At 40.8% G+C, this 17,664-nt stretch carries 20 protein-coding genes, 1 tRNA gene and 1 rRNA gene; 15 read left to right on the top strand and 7 right to left on the bottom strand.

Annotated features, from left to right (window positions below):
- Positions 1–60 precede the first annotated feature (60 nt).
- From LC455_RS13995 to LC455_RS13955, 9 genes are all read left to right on the top strand, one after another.
- Complete coding sequence (locus LC455_RS13995; protein WP_223592245.1) at positions 61–1,254, top strand: substrate-binding domain-containing protein; 1,194 nt, start codon at positions 61–63, stop codon at positions 1,252–1,254.
- Positions 1,255–1,345: 91 nt separating this feature from the next.
- A complete protein-coding gene (locus tag LC455_RS13990) occupies positions 1,346–2,119 on the top strand; it encodes an ABC transporter ATP-binding protein (RefSeq protein WP_223591697.1) in 774 nt (257 codons plus the stop codon).
- On the top strand, positions 2,097–2,804 hold the full coding sequence (locus LC455_RS13985; protein WP_223591695.1) for an ABC transporter ATP-binding protein: 708 nt from the start codon (positions 2,097–2,099) through the stop codon (positions 2,802–2,804). The genes LC455_RS13990 and LC455_RS13985 overlap by 23 nt, the downstream gene beginning before the upstream one ends.
- Before the next feature lie 18 nt (positions 2,805–2,822).
- Entirely contained in the window at positions 2,823–3,683 is an 861-nt protein-coding gene (locus LC455_RS13980) for a branched-chain amino acid ABC transporter permease (protein WP_223591693.1), read from the top strand.
- 5 nt (positions 3,684–3,688) lie between these two features.
- Positions 3,689–4,690, top strand: coding sequence for a branched-chain amino acid ABC transporter permease (locus LC455_RS13975; RefSeq protein WP_223591691.1), 1,002 nt, complete (start codon positions 3,689–3,691; stop codon positions 4,688–4,690).
- 12 nt (positions 4,691–4,702) lie between these two features.
- On the top strand, positions 4,703–4,882 hold the full coding sequence (locus LC455_RS13970) for a hypothetical protein (RefSeq protein WP_223591690.1): 180 nt from the start codon (positions 4,703–4,705) through the stop codon (positions 4,880–4,882).
- 61 nt (positions 4,883–4,943) lie between these two features.
- Complete coding sequence (locus tag LC455_RS13965; RefSeq protein WP_440446403.1) at positions 4,944–5,918, top strand: 3-oxoacyl-ACP synthase; 975 nt, start codon at positions 4,944–4,946, stop codon at positions 5,916–5,918.
- 7 nt (positions 5,919–5,925) lie between these two features.
- Positions 5,926–6,813: an intracellular short-chain-length polyhydroxyalkanoate depolymerase gene (gene phaZ, locus LC455_RS13960; protein WP_440446402.1), complete on the top strand. Its 888-nt coding sequence runs from the start codon at positions 5,926–5,928 to the stop codon at positions 6,811–6,813.
- Positions 6,814–6,886: 73 nt separating this feature from the next.
- The gene (locus LC455_RS13955; protein WP_223591686.1) at positions 6,887–8,377 is read left to right on the top strand and encodes an acyl-CoA synthetase; all 1,491 of its coding nucleotides are present in this window, start codon (positions 6,887–6,889) and stop codon (positions 8,375–8,377) included.
- 30 nt (positions 8,378–8,407) lie between these two features.
- On the opposite strand, the gene LC455_RS13950 is transcribed toward LC455_RS13955, so the two are convergent.
- Together LC455_RS13950 and LC455_RS13945 are read right to left on the bottom strand one after the other, a co-directional pair.
- Positions 8,408–8,707, bottom strand: coding sequence for a spore coat protein (locus tag LC455_RS13950; protein ID WP_223591684.1), 300 nt, complete (start codon positions 8,705–8,707; stop codon positions 8,408–8,410).
- Entirely contained in the window at positions 8,704–8,910 is a 207-nt protein-coding gene (locus tag LC455_RS13945; RefSeq protein WP_223591683.1) for a hypothetical protein, read from the bottom strand. The genes LC455_RS13950 and LC455_RS13945 overlap by 4 nt, the downstream gene beginning before the upstream one ends.
- Positions 8,911–9,041: 131 nt before the next feature.
- Here LC455_RS13945 and LC455_RS13940 point away from each other — a divergent pair, with 131 nt between their 5' ends.
- The 3 genes from LC455_RS13940 to LC455_RS13930 are packed head-to-tail and all read left to right on the top strand — an operon-like array spanning position 9,042 to position 10,775.
- Positions 9,042–9,251: a spore coat protein gene (locus tag LC455_RS13940; RefSeq protein ID WP_223591681.1), complete on the top strand. Its 210-nt coding sequence runs from the start codon at positions 9,042–9,044 to the stop codon at positions 9,249–9,251.
- A 13-nt stretch (positions 9,252–9,264) separates the two neighbouring features.
- Entirely contained in the window at positions 9,265–9,624 is a 360-nt protein-coding gene (locus tag LC455_RS13935; RefSeq protein WP_223591679.1) for a spore coat protein, read from the top strand.
- Positions 9,625–9,638: 14 nt separating this feature from the next.
- A complete protein-coding gene (locus LC455_RS13930; RefSeq protein WP_223591677.1) occupies positions 9,639–10,775 on the top strand; it encodes a zinc-dependent alcohol dehydrogenase in 1,137 nt (378 codons plus the stop codon).
- 36 nt (positions 10,776–10,811) lie between these two features.
- Here LC455_RS13930 and LC455_RS13925 read toward each other — a convergent pair whose 3' ends face one another.
- Positions 10,812–11,387 carry an RBBP9/YdeN family alpha/beta hydrolase gene (locus LC455_RS13925; RefSeq protein ID WP_223591675.1) on the bottom strand — a complete coding sequence of 192 codons (576 nt, stop codon included), beginning with the start codon at positions 11,385–11,387 and terminating at the stop codon, positions 10,812–10,814.
- Between the two features lie 185 nt (positions 11,388–11,572).
- Between LC455_RS13925 and LC455_RS13920 the strand changes: the two genes are divergently transcribed.
- Positions 11,573–12,913, top strand: coding sequence for a DEAD/DEAH box helicase (locus LC455_RS13920; RefSeq protein WP_223591674.1), 1,341 nt, complete (start codon positions 11,573–11,575; stop codon positions 12,911–12,913).
- A gap of 42 nt (positions 12,914–12,955) precedes the next feature.
- On the opposite strand, the gene LC455_RS13915 is transcribed toward LC455_RS13920, so the two are convergent.
- The 4 genes from LC455_RS13915 to LC455_RS13900 all read right to left on the bottom strand — a co-directional run bounded on the left by LC455_RS13915 (position 12,956) and on the right by LC455_RS13900 (position 15,979).
- Positions 12,956–14,494: a solute symporter family protein gene (locus LC455_RS13915; RefSeq protein ID WP_223591673.1), complete on the bottom strand. Its 1,539-nt coding sequence runs from the start codon at positions 14,492–14,494 to the stop codon at positions 12,956–12,958.
- On the bottom strand, positions 14,494–14,820 hold the full coding sequence (locus LC455_RS13910; protein WP_223591672.1) for a DUF485 domain-containing protein: 327 nt from the start codon (positions 14,818–14,820) through the stop codon (positions 14,494–14,496). Before LC455_RS13910 ends, LC455_RS13915 begins: the two co-directional genes overlap by 1 nt.
- A gap of 305 nt (positions 14,821–15,125) precedes the next feature.
- A tRNA-Ala gene (locus LC455_RS13905) sits at positions 15,126–15,198 on the bottom strand.
- 85 nt (positions 15,199–15,283) lie between these two features.
- Entirely contained in the window at positions 15,284–15,979 is a 696-nt protein-coding gene (locus tag LC455_RS13900) for an MgtC/SapB family protein (protein WP_223591671.1), read from the bottom strand.
- Between the two features lie 123 nt (positions 15,980–16,102).
- Between LC455_RS13900 and LC455_RS13895 the strand changes: the two genes are divergently transcribed.
- Positions 16,103–17,008 (top strand): DMT family transporter, encoded by a 906-nt coding sequence (locus LC455_RS13895; RefSeq protein ID WP_223591670.1) that lies wholly within the window; start codon positions 16,103–16,105, stop codon positions 17,006–17,008.
- Between the two features lie 342 nt (positions 17,009–17,350).
- Positions 17,351–17,664: ribosomal RNA gene (locus LC455_RS13890) — 16S ribosomal RNA — on the top strand; the annotation flags it as partial.

Genomic DNA, 17,664 nt, shown 5'->3' with positions numbered 1-17,664 from the left:
TTTTTAGGGGGAAAAGACGTGAAGGCTAAGCGTGGAAAATGGGCATTATTAGGTGTACTTATGTTTATGATAATTTTTGCCACTGCATGCAGCGCAGACAAATCGTCAACAGAATCAAAGGATTCGGGCGGCAAGAAGGAGGATCAGGCCCCCATTAAAATCGGTGTTCTTGCTTCCAAAACGGGTGCCTTAGAAGCTTATGGCAAGCAAACGTTGAGAGGCTTTGAACTTGGCCTTGATTATGCAACCGACGGAAAAAGGGAAGTGGATGGCCGGAAAATTGAGTTTATCGTCGAAGACACTGAGACAAAGCCAGAGGTTGCCGTCCAAAAAGCAACCAAGCTTTTAGAAGAAGATAAAGTAGATTTTCTAGTTGGATCATCCAGCTCGGCTGATACATTGGCTGTCCTGCCGCTTGCGGAAGAATATCAAAAAGTTATGGTAGTAGAGCCAGCAGCAGCTGATAGTATTACAGGTTCAGAGTTTAATAAGTATATTTTCCACTCTGCCCGTAACTCTTCTCAGGATGCAGTAGCGGGAGCGGCGGCAATCGCTAAAAAGGGCGTGAAAATTGCGACACTGGCTCCTGATTATGCTTTTGGCCGTGATGGGGTCGCTGCCTTTAAGGAAGCGGCTAAAAAGCTAGGGGCAGAGATTGTAAAGGAAGAATACGCCGATCCTGCTGCCACAGATTTTACTTCAAATATTCAAAAAATCATTAATGCAAAACCTGATTATTTATTTGTCGTTTGGGCAGGCGCTAATTCACCTTGGAAGCAAATTGCCGATATGAAGGTTCAGGAAAAAGGAATTAAGATTTCAACAGGGGCACCAGATATTGCGGCATTATCGACAATGGAACCGCTAATCGGAATGGAAGGCTTCACCGTTTATTATCATGACCTTCCGAAAAATAAAATCAATGACTGGCTAGTGGCGGAACATAAGAAGAGATTTAATGGCGAGGTTCCGGATTTGTTTACACCAGGCGGTATGAGTGCAGCCATTTCTATTGTTGAAGCGGTAAAGAAAACAAAAGGTGACACAGATGCTGATAAGCTTATTGAAACCATGGAAGGCATGAGTTTTGAAACGCCAAAAGGAAAAATGACTTACCGTAAGGAAGATCATCAGGCCTTACAAACGCTGTATGCGATTAAGCTGGAAAAGAAGGATGGCGTTTCATACCCTGTACCAGTATTAGTAAGAGAACTAACCCCAGAAGAGACAGCACCTCCAATTCGAAATAAATAAAAGCAGAATGCAATAGGAAACATTACGGAGGGCTGGACCAGACTTACTTGGTCACCCTCTTCCTTATTTCTATCACAAGGTGGTGATTCTAGTGGCAACATTGATTGAAACCAATGATTTATCCATTTCCTTTGGCGGACATACTGCCGTGGATTCTGTCAGCATAACTGTTCCTGAAAAACATTTTAAGTCGATTATCGGACCTAATGGGGCCGGGAAAACAACTTTTTTCAATCTATTAAGCGGGCAATTGACTCCCACAAATGGAAAAATCTATTTCCGCGGCAAGGATATCACGAAGCTCTCATCTACAAAGCGAACACGGGAAGGCATTGGACGCTCCTTTCAAATCACGAATGTTTTTCCTAATTTAACCGTGATGGAAAATGTCCGGTTAGCCGTCCAATCACAAGCTGGAGTCCGCTATCAAATGCTGTTTCATTATAAAAAATATCGTGCCTTTGAAGAAAAGACATTAGAGTGGCTCCGGCTGGTGCTGTTAGAAGAAAAGAAAGATTCATTAGCTGCCAATCTTGCGCATGGCGAAAAACGCAAGCTTGAGATTGCCATGCTGCTCGCGTTAGAATCTGAGGTTCTCTTATTGGATGAGCCGACAGCGGGAATGTCTTTAGAGGAAGTGCCTGCAATTTTAGAGGTCATAAAAAGAATAAAGAACGAAGGAAACAGGACGATTATTCTTATCGAGCACAAAATGGATATGATTTTAGATTTATCCGATTCAGTCATGGTGTTATTTAACGGAAGACTATTGGCGGATGGCACTCCTGAAGAAATTATGAAAAACGAAACAGTTCAGTCTGCTTATTTAGGAGGGCATTTTGATGAGCCAACTGTTAAAGCTTAACGAAGTCGAAACCTATATTGGGCAATATCACATTCTTCAAGGTGTTTCTTTAGAGGTGAAAAAAGGAGCAGTTACCGTTCTTCTTGGAAGAAATGGGGCAGGAAAAACGACGACTTTACGGACAATTATGGGATTGAATCCTTCTTCCAAAGGCAGTGTTCTTTTTAAGGGAGAGGAGATTCAATCACTTCCAACCTACACTATCGCTCAAAAGGGTATCGGCTATGTTCCTGAAGATCAAGGAATATTTGCCGGATTAACGGTAGAAGAAAACATAAGGGTGGCTATTCAAAAGGATAATGAGGAAACGGCTGAGCGAATGAATTGGATCTTGGATTTGTTTCCTGATTTAAAAAAGTTTTGGAAAAAACCCGGCGGTCTTTTAAGTGGAGGGCAAAAACAAATGCTTTCGATTGCCAGAGCTTATGTGAATGACAACGAGCTATTATTAATTGATGAGCCGAGCAAGGGATTGGCTCCTATTATGGTGGAAAAAGTAATGGAATCTATTTTACAAATGAAAAATCAAACGACAATCGTTTTAGTCGAACAAAACTTCATGATGGCGAGCACAATTGGTGATTGTTTTTACATTATTGATGACGGCCGAACTGTCAGCCAGGGAACAATGAAGCAATTAAAAGAAGATGAAAACATGAAAAGGAAATATCTAGGGATTGCTTAAGAAAGGAGGAAAGAGTTTGTGGATTTGTTCATGAATTTAACATTAAACGGACTGGCAACCGGCATGCTGATCTTTTTACTCGCTGCCGGTCTTACTCTTATTTTTGGCTTGATGGATGTCCTAAATTTTGCGCATGGCGGGTTATTTGCCTGGGGAGCTTACAGCGGCCTCTGGATATATTCAAAAACAGGCAGCTTTTTAATTGGCATACTTGGAGCGATTGTAACAGGGTTCCTGATAGGCATAATCACAGAAAAATGGATTATTAAGCCGGTTTACGGAAATCATGTCCAGCAGATATTAATCACTCTTGGTCTGATGCTTGTTTTGTCCGAAATGTTGAAGGTTATTTGGGGACCTAATCAACTGACTGCCTCACCACCCGATTATTTAAGAGGCAGCTGGGAGCTTGGCGGAGTCATTATTATTAAGTACCGTGTTTTTATTATTTTAGTAGGTTTGCTGATTTTTGCCGGTGTTCAATACTTATTGATAAAAACAAAAATTGGTCTGGTCGTCAGAGCGGGGGTTATGAATAAAGAAATGGTTCAAGCTCTTGGGATCAACATCCAAAAAGTATTTATGTTTGTTTTTATGATTGGGGCAGGTATGGCTGCCCTTGGCGGCGTTCTGCTGGGTCCTTATTCGGGAGTCATTCATGCTGGGATGGGAATGGAATTTGCCATTTTAGCTTTCATTGTGGTGGTCATTGGTGGGATGGGCAATTTTAAGGGTTCTGTACTGGCCGCAATTCTAGTCGGGCTCTCCGGTTCCTTTATGGCTTATTATGTCCCAGATTTATCATTGGCTGTGAATATGCTCTTAATGGCTGTTGTGTTAATCATTCGGCCGCAGGGGCTATTTGGGGCGAAAGGGTGAAGCGTATGCGGTTTATTCAGGGTAATAGAATGACGGCGGTATTTTTAGTCATCGCCGCTTTTCTGCTCCTTTTGCCATTTGTTTATGAATCTAGAAATCTCTTGATTTTGTTAACGCAAATTTTTGTTTTTTCCGTTTTTGCCATGAGTTATGACCTTTTACTAGGTTTTACAGGGATTGTCTCTTTTGGGCATGCGATGTTCTTTGGAATTGGTGCCTATTCGATGGGGTTATTTATGAAACGGCTGGAACCGACGATGTTAAATTTTCTTTGGGCTGTGCTTACAACCATTGCACTGACTGCCGTTGTAAGTTTTATTGTCGGCTTGTTGACATTGCGGTTAAAGAGTCATTTTTACGCGATGCTAACTTTATCCTTATCAGGGTTATTCCTAGTTTTAGCGGAAAAATGGCGCTCCTTAACGTTTGGTAATGACGGCTTTACCTTCCGGGTACCGGAGATGTTTATTGATCGAACCAATTTTTATATTCTTTGTTTGGTTGTGATGGCCGCTGTCTACTTGATTTTGAAACGGTTTACTAATTCTCCGTTAGGGCGGGTACTTCAGGCCATTAGGGAAAATGAACAAAGAACGGAATCCTTAGGATACCAGGTTTTGCATTATAAAATTGCCGCGAGTGTTGTTTCAGGAGTTTTAGCCGGGATAGCAGGTATTTTATATTCCATATCCCTTCGATTTGTTAATACAAGTGTGTTTTCGATGGATATCACCTTAGATGCCTTATTGATGACGATTATTGGCGGTGTCGGAACCTTAATAGGTGCCATTATCGGCGCCGGGTTAATTGAATTTGCTCATGATTGGTTAACGGAGCTTGCCAAAACGCATGTGATTTTTGAGCGTTGGATCATTTTCTTCGGCATTTTATATATCCTGGTGGTCATGTTTTTTCCGAAAGGAATTGTCGGTACACTAAGTTCCATAACATGGAAACGAAAAAGAGAGCATCCCGTAAAAAAAGCCACTCAAAAAGCAGCGGGATAGAAGGAGGAATCAATGGATACGAAACAAATTGCTTCCTTTGTCGTTCGTTTTCAATTGGCAGCCGTCGAGAAGGAGACCGGCAAAAAACAGTGGAGAATAAAGGTCACGCATGTTCAAGAGGAACGAGAGACATTGTTTGAATCGATTGAAGAAGCGATGACGTTTATGAAAAGCATGGCGGAAGATTCATAGGGTGGTGATCTAGTTGCAGATTGGTATTCTTAGTACTGGTATTTATTTGCCAGAGGAAACGATGACAGGAAGGGAAATAGCAGAGTCAGCAGGTATCCCTTTAGACATTGTCGAAGAAAAAATGGGAATCAGGAAAAAACATGTTCCAGGCCCTGAAGATCATACTTGTGAAATGGGGATTATCGCGGCAAGGAAGGCAATTGTTAAAGCGAGAATCGATCCAATGGAGATTGACCTCGTTATATATATAGGCGAGGAGCATAAGGAGTATCCGCTTTGGACGGCGGGGATTAAATTGCAGCAGGAGGTCGGTGCCCTTAACGCTTGGGCCTTCGATGTGGCCTTAAGGTGCTCAACGACTGTTATCGCGTTAAAGGTAGCAAAAAATATGATGACTGCGGATCCGGACATTCGAACCGTTCTCCTTGCAGGGGGTTACCGGAATGTTGATTTTATAGATTACGAGAATCCGAGAACGAGATTTATGAATAATCTTGGAGCTGGCGGAGGAGCGATTCTTTTAAAAAAGGGACACAATGAAAATGTATTGCTGGAGACTCAGATGATTACGGACGGTTCATTTTCAGAGGATGTTGTGGTAGTTGCCGGCGGAACGAAAAATCCAATAACGGCTGAGGCGCTCGCCTCCCGTTTAAACAAACTGGATGTCCTTAATCCGGAAGAAATGAAACAGCGTATAGCGGAAAAATCGATGAGTAATTTTTTAGAGGTCATACGTGAATCGGTTAAAAAAAGCGGATTTGGAGTAGAGGATATTTCTTATTTAGCCATGCTTCACATGAAAAGGTCTGCCCATGAATATGTTTTAAGAGAATTAGGTTTGTCCAAAGAGCAGTCCATTTATCTGGAAGAATACGGCCATATCGGGCAAATTGACCAGATTTTATCTCTGGAACTTGCCTTAAGGGAAGGTAAAGTGAAGGACGGCGATATCGTCGTGTTTGTCAGTGCCGGAATCGGTTACGCGTGGGGTGCAACGACTATTAAATGGGGGAAGGGTGAATCAATTGGTTAATGTGACTATGAAGGAAGTATTATTACCAAATGGGGAAACATTGGCATATCGGGAGAGAGAGGGCGGTGAGGTGAAGGTTTTATTAATTCACGGGAATATGACCTCCTCTAAGCATTGGGATCTTGTAATTGATAATATCGATGAAAAGTATAAGGTTTATGCTGTGGATTTAAGAGGGTTTGGAAACTCAAGCTATCATAATCGGATTATGTCCATCAAAGATTTCGCTGATGATGTGAAGCTTTTTGTCGATGAATTAGGCTTAAAGGATTTTGCACTGATTGGCTGGTCTACTGGTGGCGGGGTTGCAATGCAGTTTGCTGCCGATTACCCAGGGATTAGTAACAAGTTAATTTTATTAGAATCCGTATCAACTCGAGGGTATCCATATGACGGCAAAACTAATGAAGCGGAAGAAGTGCGCCGATTAAAGACATTTGATGAGGTGAAGAACGATATCTTAAGGACCATTCCCATTCAAGCAGCTTATGACACCAATGATGCACCCCTTTTAAAGTTGATTTGGAATTCGGTTATCTACACACATAATCAGCCCGACGAAAAACATTATGACGAGTATGTCCAAGATATGAGGACCCAGCGAAATTTTGCTGAAGTGTATCATGCCCTAAACACATTCAATATTAGCCGCCATTCTAATGGTCTTGTGGAAGGAAATGGGAAAGTGGATAAAATTGATATTCCAGTCCTTGTTTTACGCGGAGACCGGGATTTAGTCATCCCAAAGGAAATGAATGATGAAATCTTAGAAGACCTTGGTGGAAAGGCTACGTTTGTTGAATTGAAAAATTGTGGCCATTCCCCGTTGATAGATAACTTGCCACAATTGCTGAAGGTAATCACACAATTTTTAGATAGTGCCGTTCATTCATAATAATGTCTGTAACTCATCTGTAACTGGTAATCGGTAATATTGTTCCATCTAGTAGTGAAGGAGCGATTATTCGGTGAGGTGGGAACTGGATTGGCTGGAAAATAGGGCGAGATTATCGCCCAAAAAGCCTGCAATAATAGATGAAAAGACTGACAAGGCATGCTCTTTTAAAGAATTGAATAATCGTGTGAAATGTACGGCAGACTGGCTTCTGGAGCGTGGCATTAAAAAGGGCGATCGGATTGCCTTAATATCGCCAAACCATATTAGTTATTTTGATTTATTATTTGCCTGCGGGAAAATTGGTGCCATTTTTGTGCCGTTAAACTGGCGGTTATCCTTTCAAGAAATAAAGGAAATATTAGAAGATTGTACACCCAAACTAATAGGGTATCATAGGCAATTCCAGGGGATTTACAAGCAATTAATGTCCTTTAGCATAGATTCATTTTTTATTGATGAACTAGCATGTGAGGGAATTTCAACTGAAAATTCTTTAAAAAATGATATTGTTGAAACCGACCCTCTTGCGATGATTTATACCGGAGGGACTACAGGTAAACCAAAAGGTGTTGTTTTAAGTCATCAATCCATCCTCTGGAATGCCATCAACACCATTTTAAGCTGGGGAATTTCAGATAACGAGGTTACGATAAACTATTTACCAATGTTCCATACCGGGGGCCTAAATGCACTAAGTATTCCGATTCTTATGGCCGGAGGGACTGTTGTAATAGGCGAGCAGTTTACTGCACAAAAAGCAGTGGAATCACTAAATCGATATCGTTGCACGATTGTTCTCTTAGTGCCAACCATGTACCATTCGCTAATTCAATCACAGGAATTTCAAAACAGCAGCTTCCCTTCGATGAAAATCTTTCTTTCAGGTGCAGCACCATGTCCATTACAAATTTACGAGGCATTCAAGAGAAAGGGATATGCTTTTAAGGAAGGTTACGGGCTCACAGAAGCAGGACCTAATAACTTTTATATAACACCTGAAGATGCCCTGATAAAACGTGGATCAGTTGGCAAACCAATGCTATTTAATTCTATTAGACTTGTAAAACTGGATGGCGGGCAGGCTGGGCAAAATGAAGTGGGGGAACTTTTATTAAAGGGGAAACATTCTTTTTCACATTATTGGAATAATACTCAAGCCACCCAGGAAGCTATAAAGGATGGATGGGTTTACACGGGTGACTTAGCCACCAAGGACGAACATGGCTTCTATTACATCGTTGGAAGAAAAAAAGATATGATCATCACCGGCGGGGAGAATGTATACCCTCTCGAAATCGAGCAGTGGCTTTCAGAGCATCCCGCAATTGACGAAGTGGCCGTGACTGGTTTGCCCGATGAAAAATGGGGAGAGATTGTAGCTGCTTTTATTGTTTTGAAGCACTCAAAACTGGCAGCGGACGAAGAATTAAAAACCTATTGTGAGGCGAAATTAGGGCGTTATAAAATTCCGAAGCGGTTCATTTTTTTGCAGGAACTCCCTAAAACCCATGTTGGAAAAATCGATAAAAAGAAATTAAGAGAAATGAGCACCAAATGGTAAATGGAGAACGGAAAATCGTTCTCCTTTTTGCTATTTTTGGGCAAGGTCCAAAGCGGTGCCTGACACTGTAAGGTCTACCCCAAGCTGTTCACTTAAATCATGCGGATGATAGAAACCTCTTGCAATCATGTAGTTGGTAATTCTCTCGTGCGAAACTATTGCTGCATTCATTTGCTCTCTTAAGGCTGCCTTTAATTCAGGTGTTGTACATTCGGTAATTGCTGCCGCATAATTTCTCACACCCGCTTTAGCGGAAATAAGAAAATCTGTGGCGATGACTTGATCCGTCATGCCGCCCATGCCCATCATATTTTGAAGTAGTTGATTCACACATTTTCCTCCCGATTGGTTAAAAACTTCTGCAGCTGCTGAATATGCTGAATCCCGGTTGTGACGTCATCAGCAAGGATGGCCTTAAGTTCCTCGTCAATCACTAGCCCGCTCATTGTTGTTGCTTTGGTTAAACAAAGATTTTTAAATGATAACAATTCATGTAAGTCTAATGTTTCATGAAGCGCCAAATACTTAGTCATTCTTTCTACCCCCAGCTCGAGCATTTCATTTTTATATTTTCTAAGTCCATCTATCTCTATTCACGCGACCATGCATAAAAAGAAATGGCAGCAGGGGAAAATATTTTTGTTATAAATTTGGAGGTGCAGTAATGGAAGGAGACATCCTAGCGTTACATGAAACAATGGAGACGCATGAAATCTTAAACTTTAAAACTGTCTGTCTGTTGAAATCAAAATTAATGCAAGGAATCTGTTTTGATAATGAGCTAAAGGCGCTGATGGAAAAAGATGTAAAGCAATCGATTCAAGATATTAATGAATTGCTGCTATTTTATAAGAAAAGTCAGCTCTTACAATAAGTGAGGTGGAAAAGTGGAGGATTATTTAGATCCCAGGAACGCAGAAGGAATGCCCAATTTAGCTGATTCTGCCTTTGCAATGGACTTTTTACTGGGTGTCAAAACTGGAATTCGAAATTATAGCTTTGCGATTACCGAAACAGCAAACCCTGAACTGAGAAGAATATTTCATAAGCAAATGGAAGCAGCAATTGATTTACACACGGAAATTTCTGAGTTAATGATCAAAAAAGGCTGGCTTCATCCTCATAACTTTAAAGAACAATTTCTAATCGACCTAAAATCAGCAGAAACAGCCATTCAAATTGCCCAATTAAACCTTTACCCTAACGATACTGACCGCCTTGGCATGTTCGCAACGCCAAACAAATAAAGGAGAGATACATAATGAAAGCCGTTACCTACCAAGGCATAAAGGATGTTCAGGTAAAAGAAGTTAAAGACCCAAAAATAAAAAATGCGGATGATATAATTGTCAAAATTACTTCTTCTGCAATTTGCGGCTCGGATTTACATCTTATTCATGCGATGATCCCTAACCTGCCAACAGATTATGTCATAGGCCATGAACCAATGGGAATTGTCGAGGAGATAGGACCAGAGGTCACGAAATTAAAAAAAGGGGACCGGGTGATTATTCCTTTTAACGTGGCCTGTGGCCACTGCTGGTATTGTACACACGATTTAACGAGTCAATGCGATAATGGAAATCCCCATGGACAGGGAGCGGGCTTCTTCGGCTACTCGGAAACCACTGGCGGATATGCCGGCGGACAGGCTGAGTACATGAGAGTCCCTTTTGGGAATTTCACTCCTTTTAAGATTCCTGATAATTGTGAAGTTGAGGACGAAAAGTTGGCTTTACTAGCGGATGCTGCCCCTACAGCTTATTGGAGTGTCGATCACGCTGGTGTCAAAGAGGGCGACACGGTCATTATTCTGGGCTGCGGACCCATTGGATTATTGGCACAAAAATTTGCTTGGATGAAAGGGGCTAAACGAGTCATTGCCGTTGATTATGTCAACTATCGCCTGCAGCATTCGAAGCGCACGAATAAAGTAGAAATTGTGAATTTCGAAGATCATGAAAACGTAGGTGATTATCTGCTTGAAATCACCCAAGGCGGAGCTGATATCGTTATAGATGCTGTAGGAATGGATGGAAAGATGACTCCCCTCGAGTTTCTTGCTTCAGGAATGAAGCTGCATGGCGGAGCAATGGGGGCGATTGTCATTGCCAGTCAGGCTGTCCGCAAAGGCGGGACTATTCAAATAACCGGTGTATATGGCGGCAGATATAATGCCTTTCCCCTCGGAGATATCTTCAATCGAAATATAGATATCAAAACAGGCCAGGCACCTGTCATTCCTTACATGCCTTTTCTATATAACATGATCAATGAAGGACAGGTGAATCTAGGAGATATCATTACCCATGTTTTGCCGTTAGAACAAGCTAAGCATGGATATGAAGTTTTTGATACGAAAACAGAGGACTGCATTAAAGTGATACTTAAACCATAATAAGAGGAGTGATGGCAATGTTCATCACTCCTGCTTTTAAACATTTAACACGATTTTTTCAGTCGCAAGACATTGCTCTAACATCCATGGCCATTTCCCATGCCCCGAATGTGTATTAATGTGACCTGCATTAGGTATCGTGATCGAAGGAAGAGCTAGGTTTAAATAATTTTTTGCATCCTCCATACTGCAATATGGATCATTGGAGGAATGGACAAATAAAGTTTCTTCCGACGCTGCCCGTAAATGTGTTTTATATAGAGGAACTGGATAAAAGGATGATGCTTCTGGAAGTACGATGGCTGGTGAAGGTGGTGCCACAAGGATAACTTGGTCGGCAATCCGCTTGTTTTGATTTGCTGCGTAATGGAGCCATAGGATACATCCCAGGCTGTGGGTAATAACGGTAAGCCTTTGATCTTTTGGAATCGTTTTTAATGCGTTATCTAATTCATCCAGCCACACCTGTAAATTGGGTGAATCAAAGTTTGAAAAGGTTGGATAGCAAACGTGAAAGTTTCTTTGCGTTAATTCATGCGCCAGCAAGCTCTGCCAATGATCAGGTCCGCTCCCTCCTAAACCGTGAAGGATTAAAAAGCTATGTTGATTCATACAAACACCCCTTTTAAGATTGAAAGTTTATTATTCCGATGGATTAAATAGGTTTTAATGAATTATACCTTCTTTATGATGGAATGACAATCAGTTTCTCGATAAAAGATTAAAAGATATTTGCAATTGCACTTATAAATAATCAATATTAAAAGATATGTTCTTATAGAAAGCAGGGGTATGAATTGTCCGATTTTTTATCAATTGGTGTATCGCCAACATTAGCTAGTAAATTACATTCCTACGGAGTGGCCGTTCCGACGCCGGTTCAAAAACAAGCCATTCCCATTATCATGGGTGGGAAGGATATTATCGCTCAAGCACAAACAGGTACAGGAAAGACTTTTGCCTTTATACTGCCAATATTAGAAAAGATAAAAAGTGGTACAGTATATGTTCAAGCCTTGATCGTCACTCCTACCCGGGAATTGGCCTTGCAAATAACAGACGAAATAGAAAAGCTAATCGCTGGGATTGAAGGTATTGATGTGTTAGCCATATATGGAGGGCAGGACGTCGACAAGCAATTGAAAAAATTGAAGAAGGGTATGCAGATTGTGGTTGGAACACCAGGAAGACTGTTGGATCATATCCGAAGAGGAACCGTCGATTTATCCCAAACTTCTTTTCTGGTATTAGATGAAGCCGACCAAATGCTGCATATTGGATTTTTGAATGAAGTAGAGGACATCATTAAGGAGACTCCTAAGAGCCGACAGACGATGCTATTCTCAGCGACAATTCCCTCTGAAGTAAGAAAACTTGCACATAAGCATATGCGGGCACCTGAATATATCCAGGTGGAAAAAACACAAGGACCCGCTGATAATGTTAAGCAAATTGCTATCCATACCATTGATCGTGCCAAGCAGGCAACACTTATTCAATTAATTGAAACGCACCGGCCGTTTTTAGCGGTTATTTTTTGCCGGACAAAACGAAGAGTAAGTAAACTTTATGAAGTGTTAAAGAGCCATGGTTTTTCCTGTGATGAATTGCACGGTGATTTGTCTCAAGCAAAACGAGAGCAGGTAATGAAGCGGTTTCGGGATGCTGAGGTCCAGCTGTTAATTGCAACAGATGTAGCTGCAAGAGGACTTGATGTCGAAGGTGTAACCCATGTGTTTAATTATGATATTCCCCAGGACAGTGAAAGCTATATTCACCGAATAGGAAGGACAGGTCGAGCAGGAATGAAGGGATTAGCGATTACGTTATACTCATCAGCCGACCGCCCTACTTTGGATTTGATTGAAAAAGAACTGAATATCACCATTCAAAAACAAAACCTTGGGAATTCGACTAAGGAAAAGGATACGAAGCCAAATCGTTCTTCTGGTCAGAAAGGGAAGGATACCAAGGGGAATGAAAAAAAGAATAAAACTCCAGATTCACGCAAGGCGAAAATGAATTCGAATTCCAAGCGTCAGGGCTCAAATAGAAAATCAAATAACTCTACGATATCTGCCAGTTTCGGAAAAAAGAGCGGCAATACAGGAAGAACAAAAAAACAAAAGAATAGATAATAAACAAACGGGACTGAAATTACTTCAGTCCCGTTTGCCTATTTAACTGCCGATTCCAATACCAGTGTTTGATTTTACGAGTACTTCTTCATATTTTTTCACATCAGCCTTTTGGCTGGAGAAGATGGTTCCAAGGTAACCTGCTAAAAATCCAAGTGGAATCGAGACAATCCCAGGTGTTGTATATGGGAATAATGGTTCCCCTACAAAAATGGCTTTTCCGACCTCCGGACTGAAAACATTTGGACTTATAAGAACAAGACCGATCGCGGAAATAAGCCCAACAACCATCGCCCATACAGCCCCAGTCGTATTAAATCGTTTCCAATAGATGGTGTAAATAATGACTGGCAGGTTGGCACTTGCCGCAACAGCAAAGGCTAGGGAAACAAGGAAGGCTACATTAAGAGTTTGAGCACCTAAAGCGAGAATAATTGATACGATTGAAACTCCAATTGCGGCCCAGCGAGCCATGCTAACCTGCTGCTTTTCGGTTGCTTTTCCTTTACGGAGAATTTCATTATAGAAATCATGGGCAAAGGCAGAGGCTGCTGTTAAAACAAGACCAGCTACTACGGCCAGAATAGTGGCAAATGCGACAGCTGAGATAAAGGCAAACAGCATATTGCCGCCAATGGCTTTTGCTAATAAGGGGGCCGCCATGTTTCCGGCCGGATTGGCTGCTACGATCTCACTATTGCCGACAAACGCCGCAGCACCGAAGCCAAGGAAAATGGTCATGACGTAAAAGATCCCAATAATCCATGTGGCATAAACAACAGAAGAGCGGGCCGTTTTGGCGTCTTTTACCGTAAAGAAACGAACGAGAATATGAGGCAATCCTGCTGTCCCAAGCACCAGTCCCATGTTTAATGAAATCGTATCAAGTCCGATTTTGTATTTAACACCTGGATTCAAGAAAGATTCCTTCAGCGGTGTGGCTGTTTTCATTTGCGCAAACATATCGGTGATGCTCCAGTTAAATTTGGCCAAAACAATAATAGAAATGATGAAGGTACCTCCCATAAGAAGAATCGCTTTTATGATTTGTACCCAGCTCGTGGCATGCATTCCGCCAAAAATGACGTAGACAGTCATTAACACACCCACAATTAAAACCGATGTTGTATATTCCAATCCTAATAATAATTTAATGAGTGCACCCGCCCCAACAAGTTGAGCGATCATATAAAAAATAGAAATAGCCATCGTGTTCATCGCTGCAAAACCGCGTATTTTCTTAGCATTAAATCGGGCGGCAATCATATCGGCAAACGTATACTTACCGAGATTTCTAAGCGGTTCTGCTACTAAATATAGAACGACCAGGTAGGCAACAAGAAACCCGATACTATAAAAGAATCCGTCAAAGCCTGTCAATGCAACCGCCCCTGCGATTCCAAGAAACGATGCCGCAGACATGTAGTCCCCGGCAATTGCCAGTCCATTTTGCCAGCCTGTCAGACCCCCGCCGGCTGTGTAGAATTCACTCGCATTTTTGGTTCGTTTAGATGCGTAATAGGTTATGACTAACGTGACTAAAACAATCGCAAGGAACATAATAAAAGCAGGAGTATTCATCAGCTTTTCCCCCTTTCCTTGACAACTTTATCAGCCATCTCATCAAACTTGGCTGCTTTTTTTGAATAAAGCATGCATAGTCCCCAGGTCATCACAAATTGCAGGAAGGCAAAGACCCAAGCCCATGAAATACTGCCGATAAATTTGTGATTTAAGATGGTTGAGTAGGAAGTTAAGATTGGTAAAGCAAAGTAAAAACAAAAAAAGAAGATTGTAATAGGAATAATAAATTTTTTCTTTTCGGAGAGTAATGTTTGAAACGAAGAAGATTGTACAATTAAACTGTAATCGCTTTCAGAAATATCATTGATTTTTTTAGCCTCCAATGAAGCTCCCCCTCTCTCAAATAAACCTTGGTTCAAAACATGAGGACGAAATAATGACAATGCTGAAGTTCAATAGCTGAAGTAGGATGGTGTAGTACAGAATGAATAGTGGAATACCTGAATGTATTGTTACAATTCCCTCCCTTTTTGGAAATTAGTAAACGTTATTACAGTTTCAATTATAGTAATGATTTTTTTAAATGCGCAAGGGATTTTTTGAAAAATAGGAAAATTTTAGTATAAAAAATATGGATAATAAATACAAAAAAAAAGAAAACCCTTGCTGCGCAAAGGTTTTCTGAATATGGAGACTATCGGGATCGAACCGACGACCTCTTGCATGCCATGCAAGCGCTCTCCCAGCTGAGCTAAGCCCCCGTATATTTGGTACAAGAAGAATTATATCCGGATTTTAATTTTCATGCAAGAGGAAATTAAAAAAAAGGGCAGAAAATTTCTGCCCTCAGCTAATACTTTCAATTTCCACTTTTTTAACACCATCTAAATCAGAAACGGAAGCATAAACATCCGTCGTTTTTTCTCTATAATCAACTGCTACTAATATTTGTACAAGATGATCGCCATTGTCCAGATCCTTAATTCGAAGTCTGCGAATAATATATTTTTTCTCTATTAAAAAAGCTATTGCCTGATCGATTTGATTACGGTCACAAATACATAGCTGCAAACTAACTTCTTTTTCCCGCAATTGCTTTGGTCCAAAGAGCTTCATTAAGAAAGGGATTAATTCTACACTTATAATGAGTAAGGCTACTCCAACAGATGCCTCTAAATAAAAGCCTGCCCCAACGGCAATGCCGATTCCTGCAGCCCCCCAGATCATCGCGGCAGTCGTTAAGCCAGAGATACTATCATTGCCCCGTCTTAGTATCACACCAGCACCTAAGAATCCAATCCCAGAAACGATTTGGGCAGCAAGTCGAAGGGGGTCCATTGTAATTTTTACATCATTTGAATTCGGAAACATATAAGCGGATTGAATCGAAACGATTGTTAACAGACAACTTACAACGGAAATCACCAGACTCGTTTTAAGTCCGACTGGCTTTCTTTTTAATTCGCGTTCAAGTCCGATTATTAGCCCAAAAACGGCCGAAATACCCAGCTTTATTAATATATCTATATCCGTATTTGACATCTACATTCACGTCCAATTTTAGAATCAATTAGCAGAACTTTTGATAAATTGATAGTAAATAATATAGGATTAATTTAAAATATTTAAATCCTTACTTAGATTCTACACATAAAGGAGTATGTTATGGAAGAACCAAAAATAAATCCCTATGCCGTCTTAGCTATAGGTGTACTATCTGTTTCAGCCTCAGCTATTTTTGTTAAGCTCAGTACAGCACCATCAGGAGTAATTGCATTTTATCGCTTATTTTTTTCAGTCTTATTCATGCTCCCCATTTTTTTAACGAAGCATGTTTCAGAACTACGTCTTATAACCAAAAAAGACTGGCTTTTTTCGGCCATTGCCGGAATATTACTAGCCTTTCACTTTATCCTATGGTTTGAATCACTAAATTACACTTCGGTTGCAAGTTCCACTGTTCTTGTAACACTACAGCCCTTATTTGCTTTTGTTGGAACCTATTTTTTCTTTAAGGAGAAATTATCTAGTAAAGCAATCCTTAGCGGAATCATTGCTGTTGCAGGGAGTATAATTATTAGTTGGGGTGATTTCCAAATCAGCGGAAAGGCGCTATATGGAGATGTTATTGCTTTACTTGCCTGTATACCGGTAACTGCCTATTTATTATTTGGTCAAAATGTTAGAAAAAGGGTATCACTTATTACTTATACATTTATCGTCTACTTTATGAGTACCATTACGCTATTCATTTATTGCTTGGCTGCTGGTGAGCCATTATTTCCTTATTCTTCAAGTAACTGGACTTATTTTATTTTACTCGCTCTATTTCCTAATTTGCTCGGACATACATTGTTTAATTGGTCAATAAAATGGCTCAGCACTTCGACCATTTCAATGGCCATTTTGTTTGAACCAGTTGGAGCGACAATCCTTGCATTTTTCTTACTAAGCGAAAATGTCGTCTGGACACAAATCTTAGGAGGGGTTGTAGTAATTGGAGGAATTTTATTATTCGTGATTGATGAGAGAAAAATGAAATTAAAAGGTGAAATGAAAAGCACAACCTAAGGCTCCGAGTTATTCACATTCTTTTATTTAGACATAAAGGAATGTGAATAATTCTTAAAAAAAGTTTTAAAATTATATTGCAATCATTTATTTATCGTGTTATATTAAATCTCGTCCTCTTCGAGATAGTCAAAAACAACGACAAATGAAATTTCAAAAAGTTGTTGACATCTAGAAGTGAGATGTGATAAATTAAGGAAGTCGCTTTTGAGGAATTGGGCAAAAGGGATTGCGAGTAACAAGATTGTTCTTTGAAAACTAAACAAACAAAAACGTCAACAAACAATAATATTCGTTTCTTTTTGAAACGAGCCAACGTTTTATTTTATGAGCTAATCAACTTTCTTGGAGAGTTTGATCCTGGCTCAGGACGAACGCTGGCGGCGTGCCTAATACATGCAAGTCGAGCGAATCACTAGGAGCTTGCTCCTGGTGGTTAGCGGCGGACGGGTGAGTAACACGTGGGCAACCTGCCTGTAAGACTGGGATAACACCGGGAAACCGGTGCTAATACCGGATAATCCTTTTCCTCTCATGAGGAAAAGCTGAAAGTCGGTTTCGGCTGACACTTACAGATGGGCCCGCGGCGCATTAGCTAGTTGGTGAGGTAACGGCTCACCAAGGCGACGATGCGTAGCCGACCTGAGAGGGTGATC

This window comes from Neobacillus bataviensis (genome assembly GCF_019969725.1).
Note: the sequence above shows the minus strand (reverse complement) of the source record. Positions and strands in the feature narration are given on the sequence as shown.

Coding starts and splice junctions, on each gene's coding strand:
- LC455_RS13995 (WP_223592245.1), top strand. CDS start 61: ATGTTTATGATAATTTTTGCCACTGCATGCAGCGCAGACAAATCGTCA.
- LC455_RS13985 (WP_223591695.1), top strand. CDS start 2,097: ATGAGCCAACTGTTAAAGCTTAACGAAGTCGAAACCTATATTGGGCAA.
- LC455_RS13975 (WP_223591691.1), top strand. CDS start 3,689: ATGCGGTTTATTCAGGGTAATAGAATGACGGCGGTATTTTTAGTCATC.
- LC455_RS13970 (WP_223591690.1), top strand. CDS start 4,703: ATGGATACGAAACAAATTGCTTCCTTTGTCGTTCGTTTTCAATTGGCA.
- LC455_RS13965 (WP_440446403.1), top strand. CDS start 4,944: ATGACAGGAAGGGAAATAGCAGAGTCAGCAGGTATCCCTTTAGACATT.
- phaZ (WP_440446402.1), top strand. CDS start 5,926: ATGAAGGAAGTATTATTACCAAATGGGGAAACATTGGCATATCGGGAG.
- LC455_RS13945 (WP_223591683.1), bottom strand. CDS start 8,910: ATGACTAAGTATTTGGCGCTTCATGAAACATTAGACTTACATGAATTG.
- LC455_RS13940 (WP_223591681.1), top strand. CDS start 9,042: ATGGAAGGAGACATCCTAGCGTTACATGAAACAATGGAGACGCATGAA.
- LC455_RS13930 (WP_223591677.1), top strand. CDS start 9,639: ATGAAAGCCGTTACCTACCAAGGCATAAAGGATGTTCAGGTAAAAGAA.
- LC455_RS13925 (WP_223591675.1), bottom strand. CDS start 11,387: ATGAATCAACATAGCTTTTTAATCCTTCACGGTTTAGGAGGGAGCGGA.
- LC455_RS13915 (WP_223591673.1), bottom strand. CDS start 14,494: ATGAATACTCCTGCTTTTATTATGTTCCTTGCGATTGTTTTAGTCACG.
- LC455_RS13900 (WP_223591671.1), bottom strand. CDS start 15,979: ATGTCAAATACGGATATAGATATATTAATAAAGCTGGGTATTTCGGCC.
- LC455_RS13895 (WP_223591670.1), top strand. CDS start 16,103: ATGGAAGAACCAAAAATAAATCCCTATGCCGTCTTAGCTATAGGTGTA.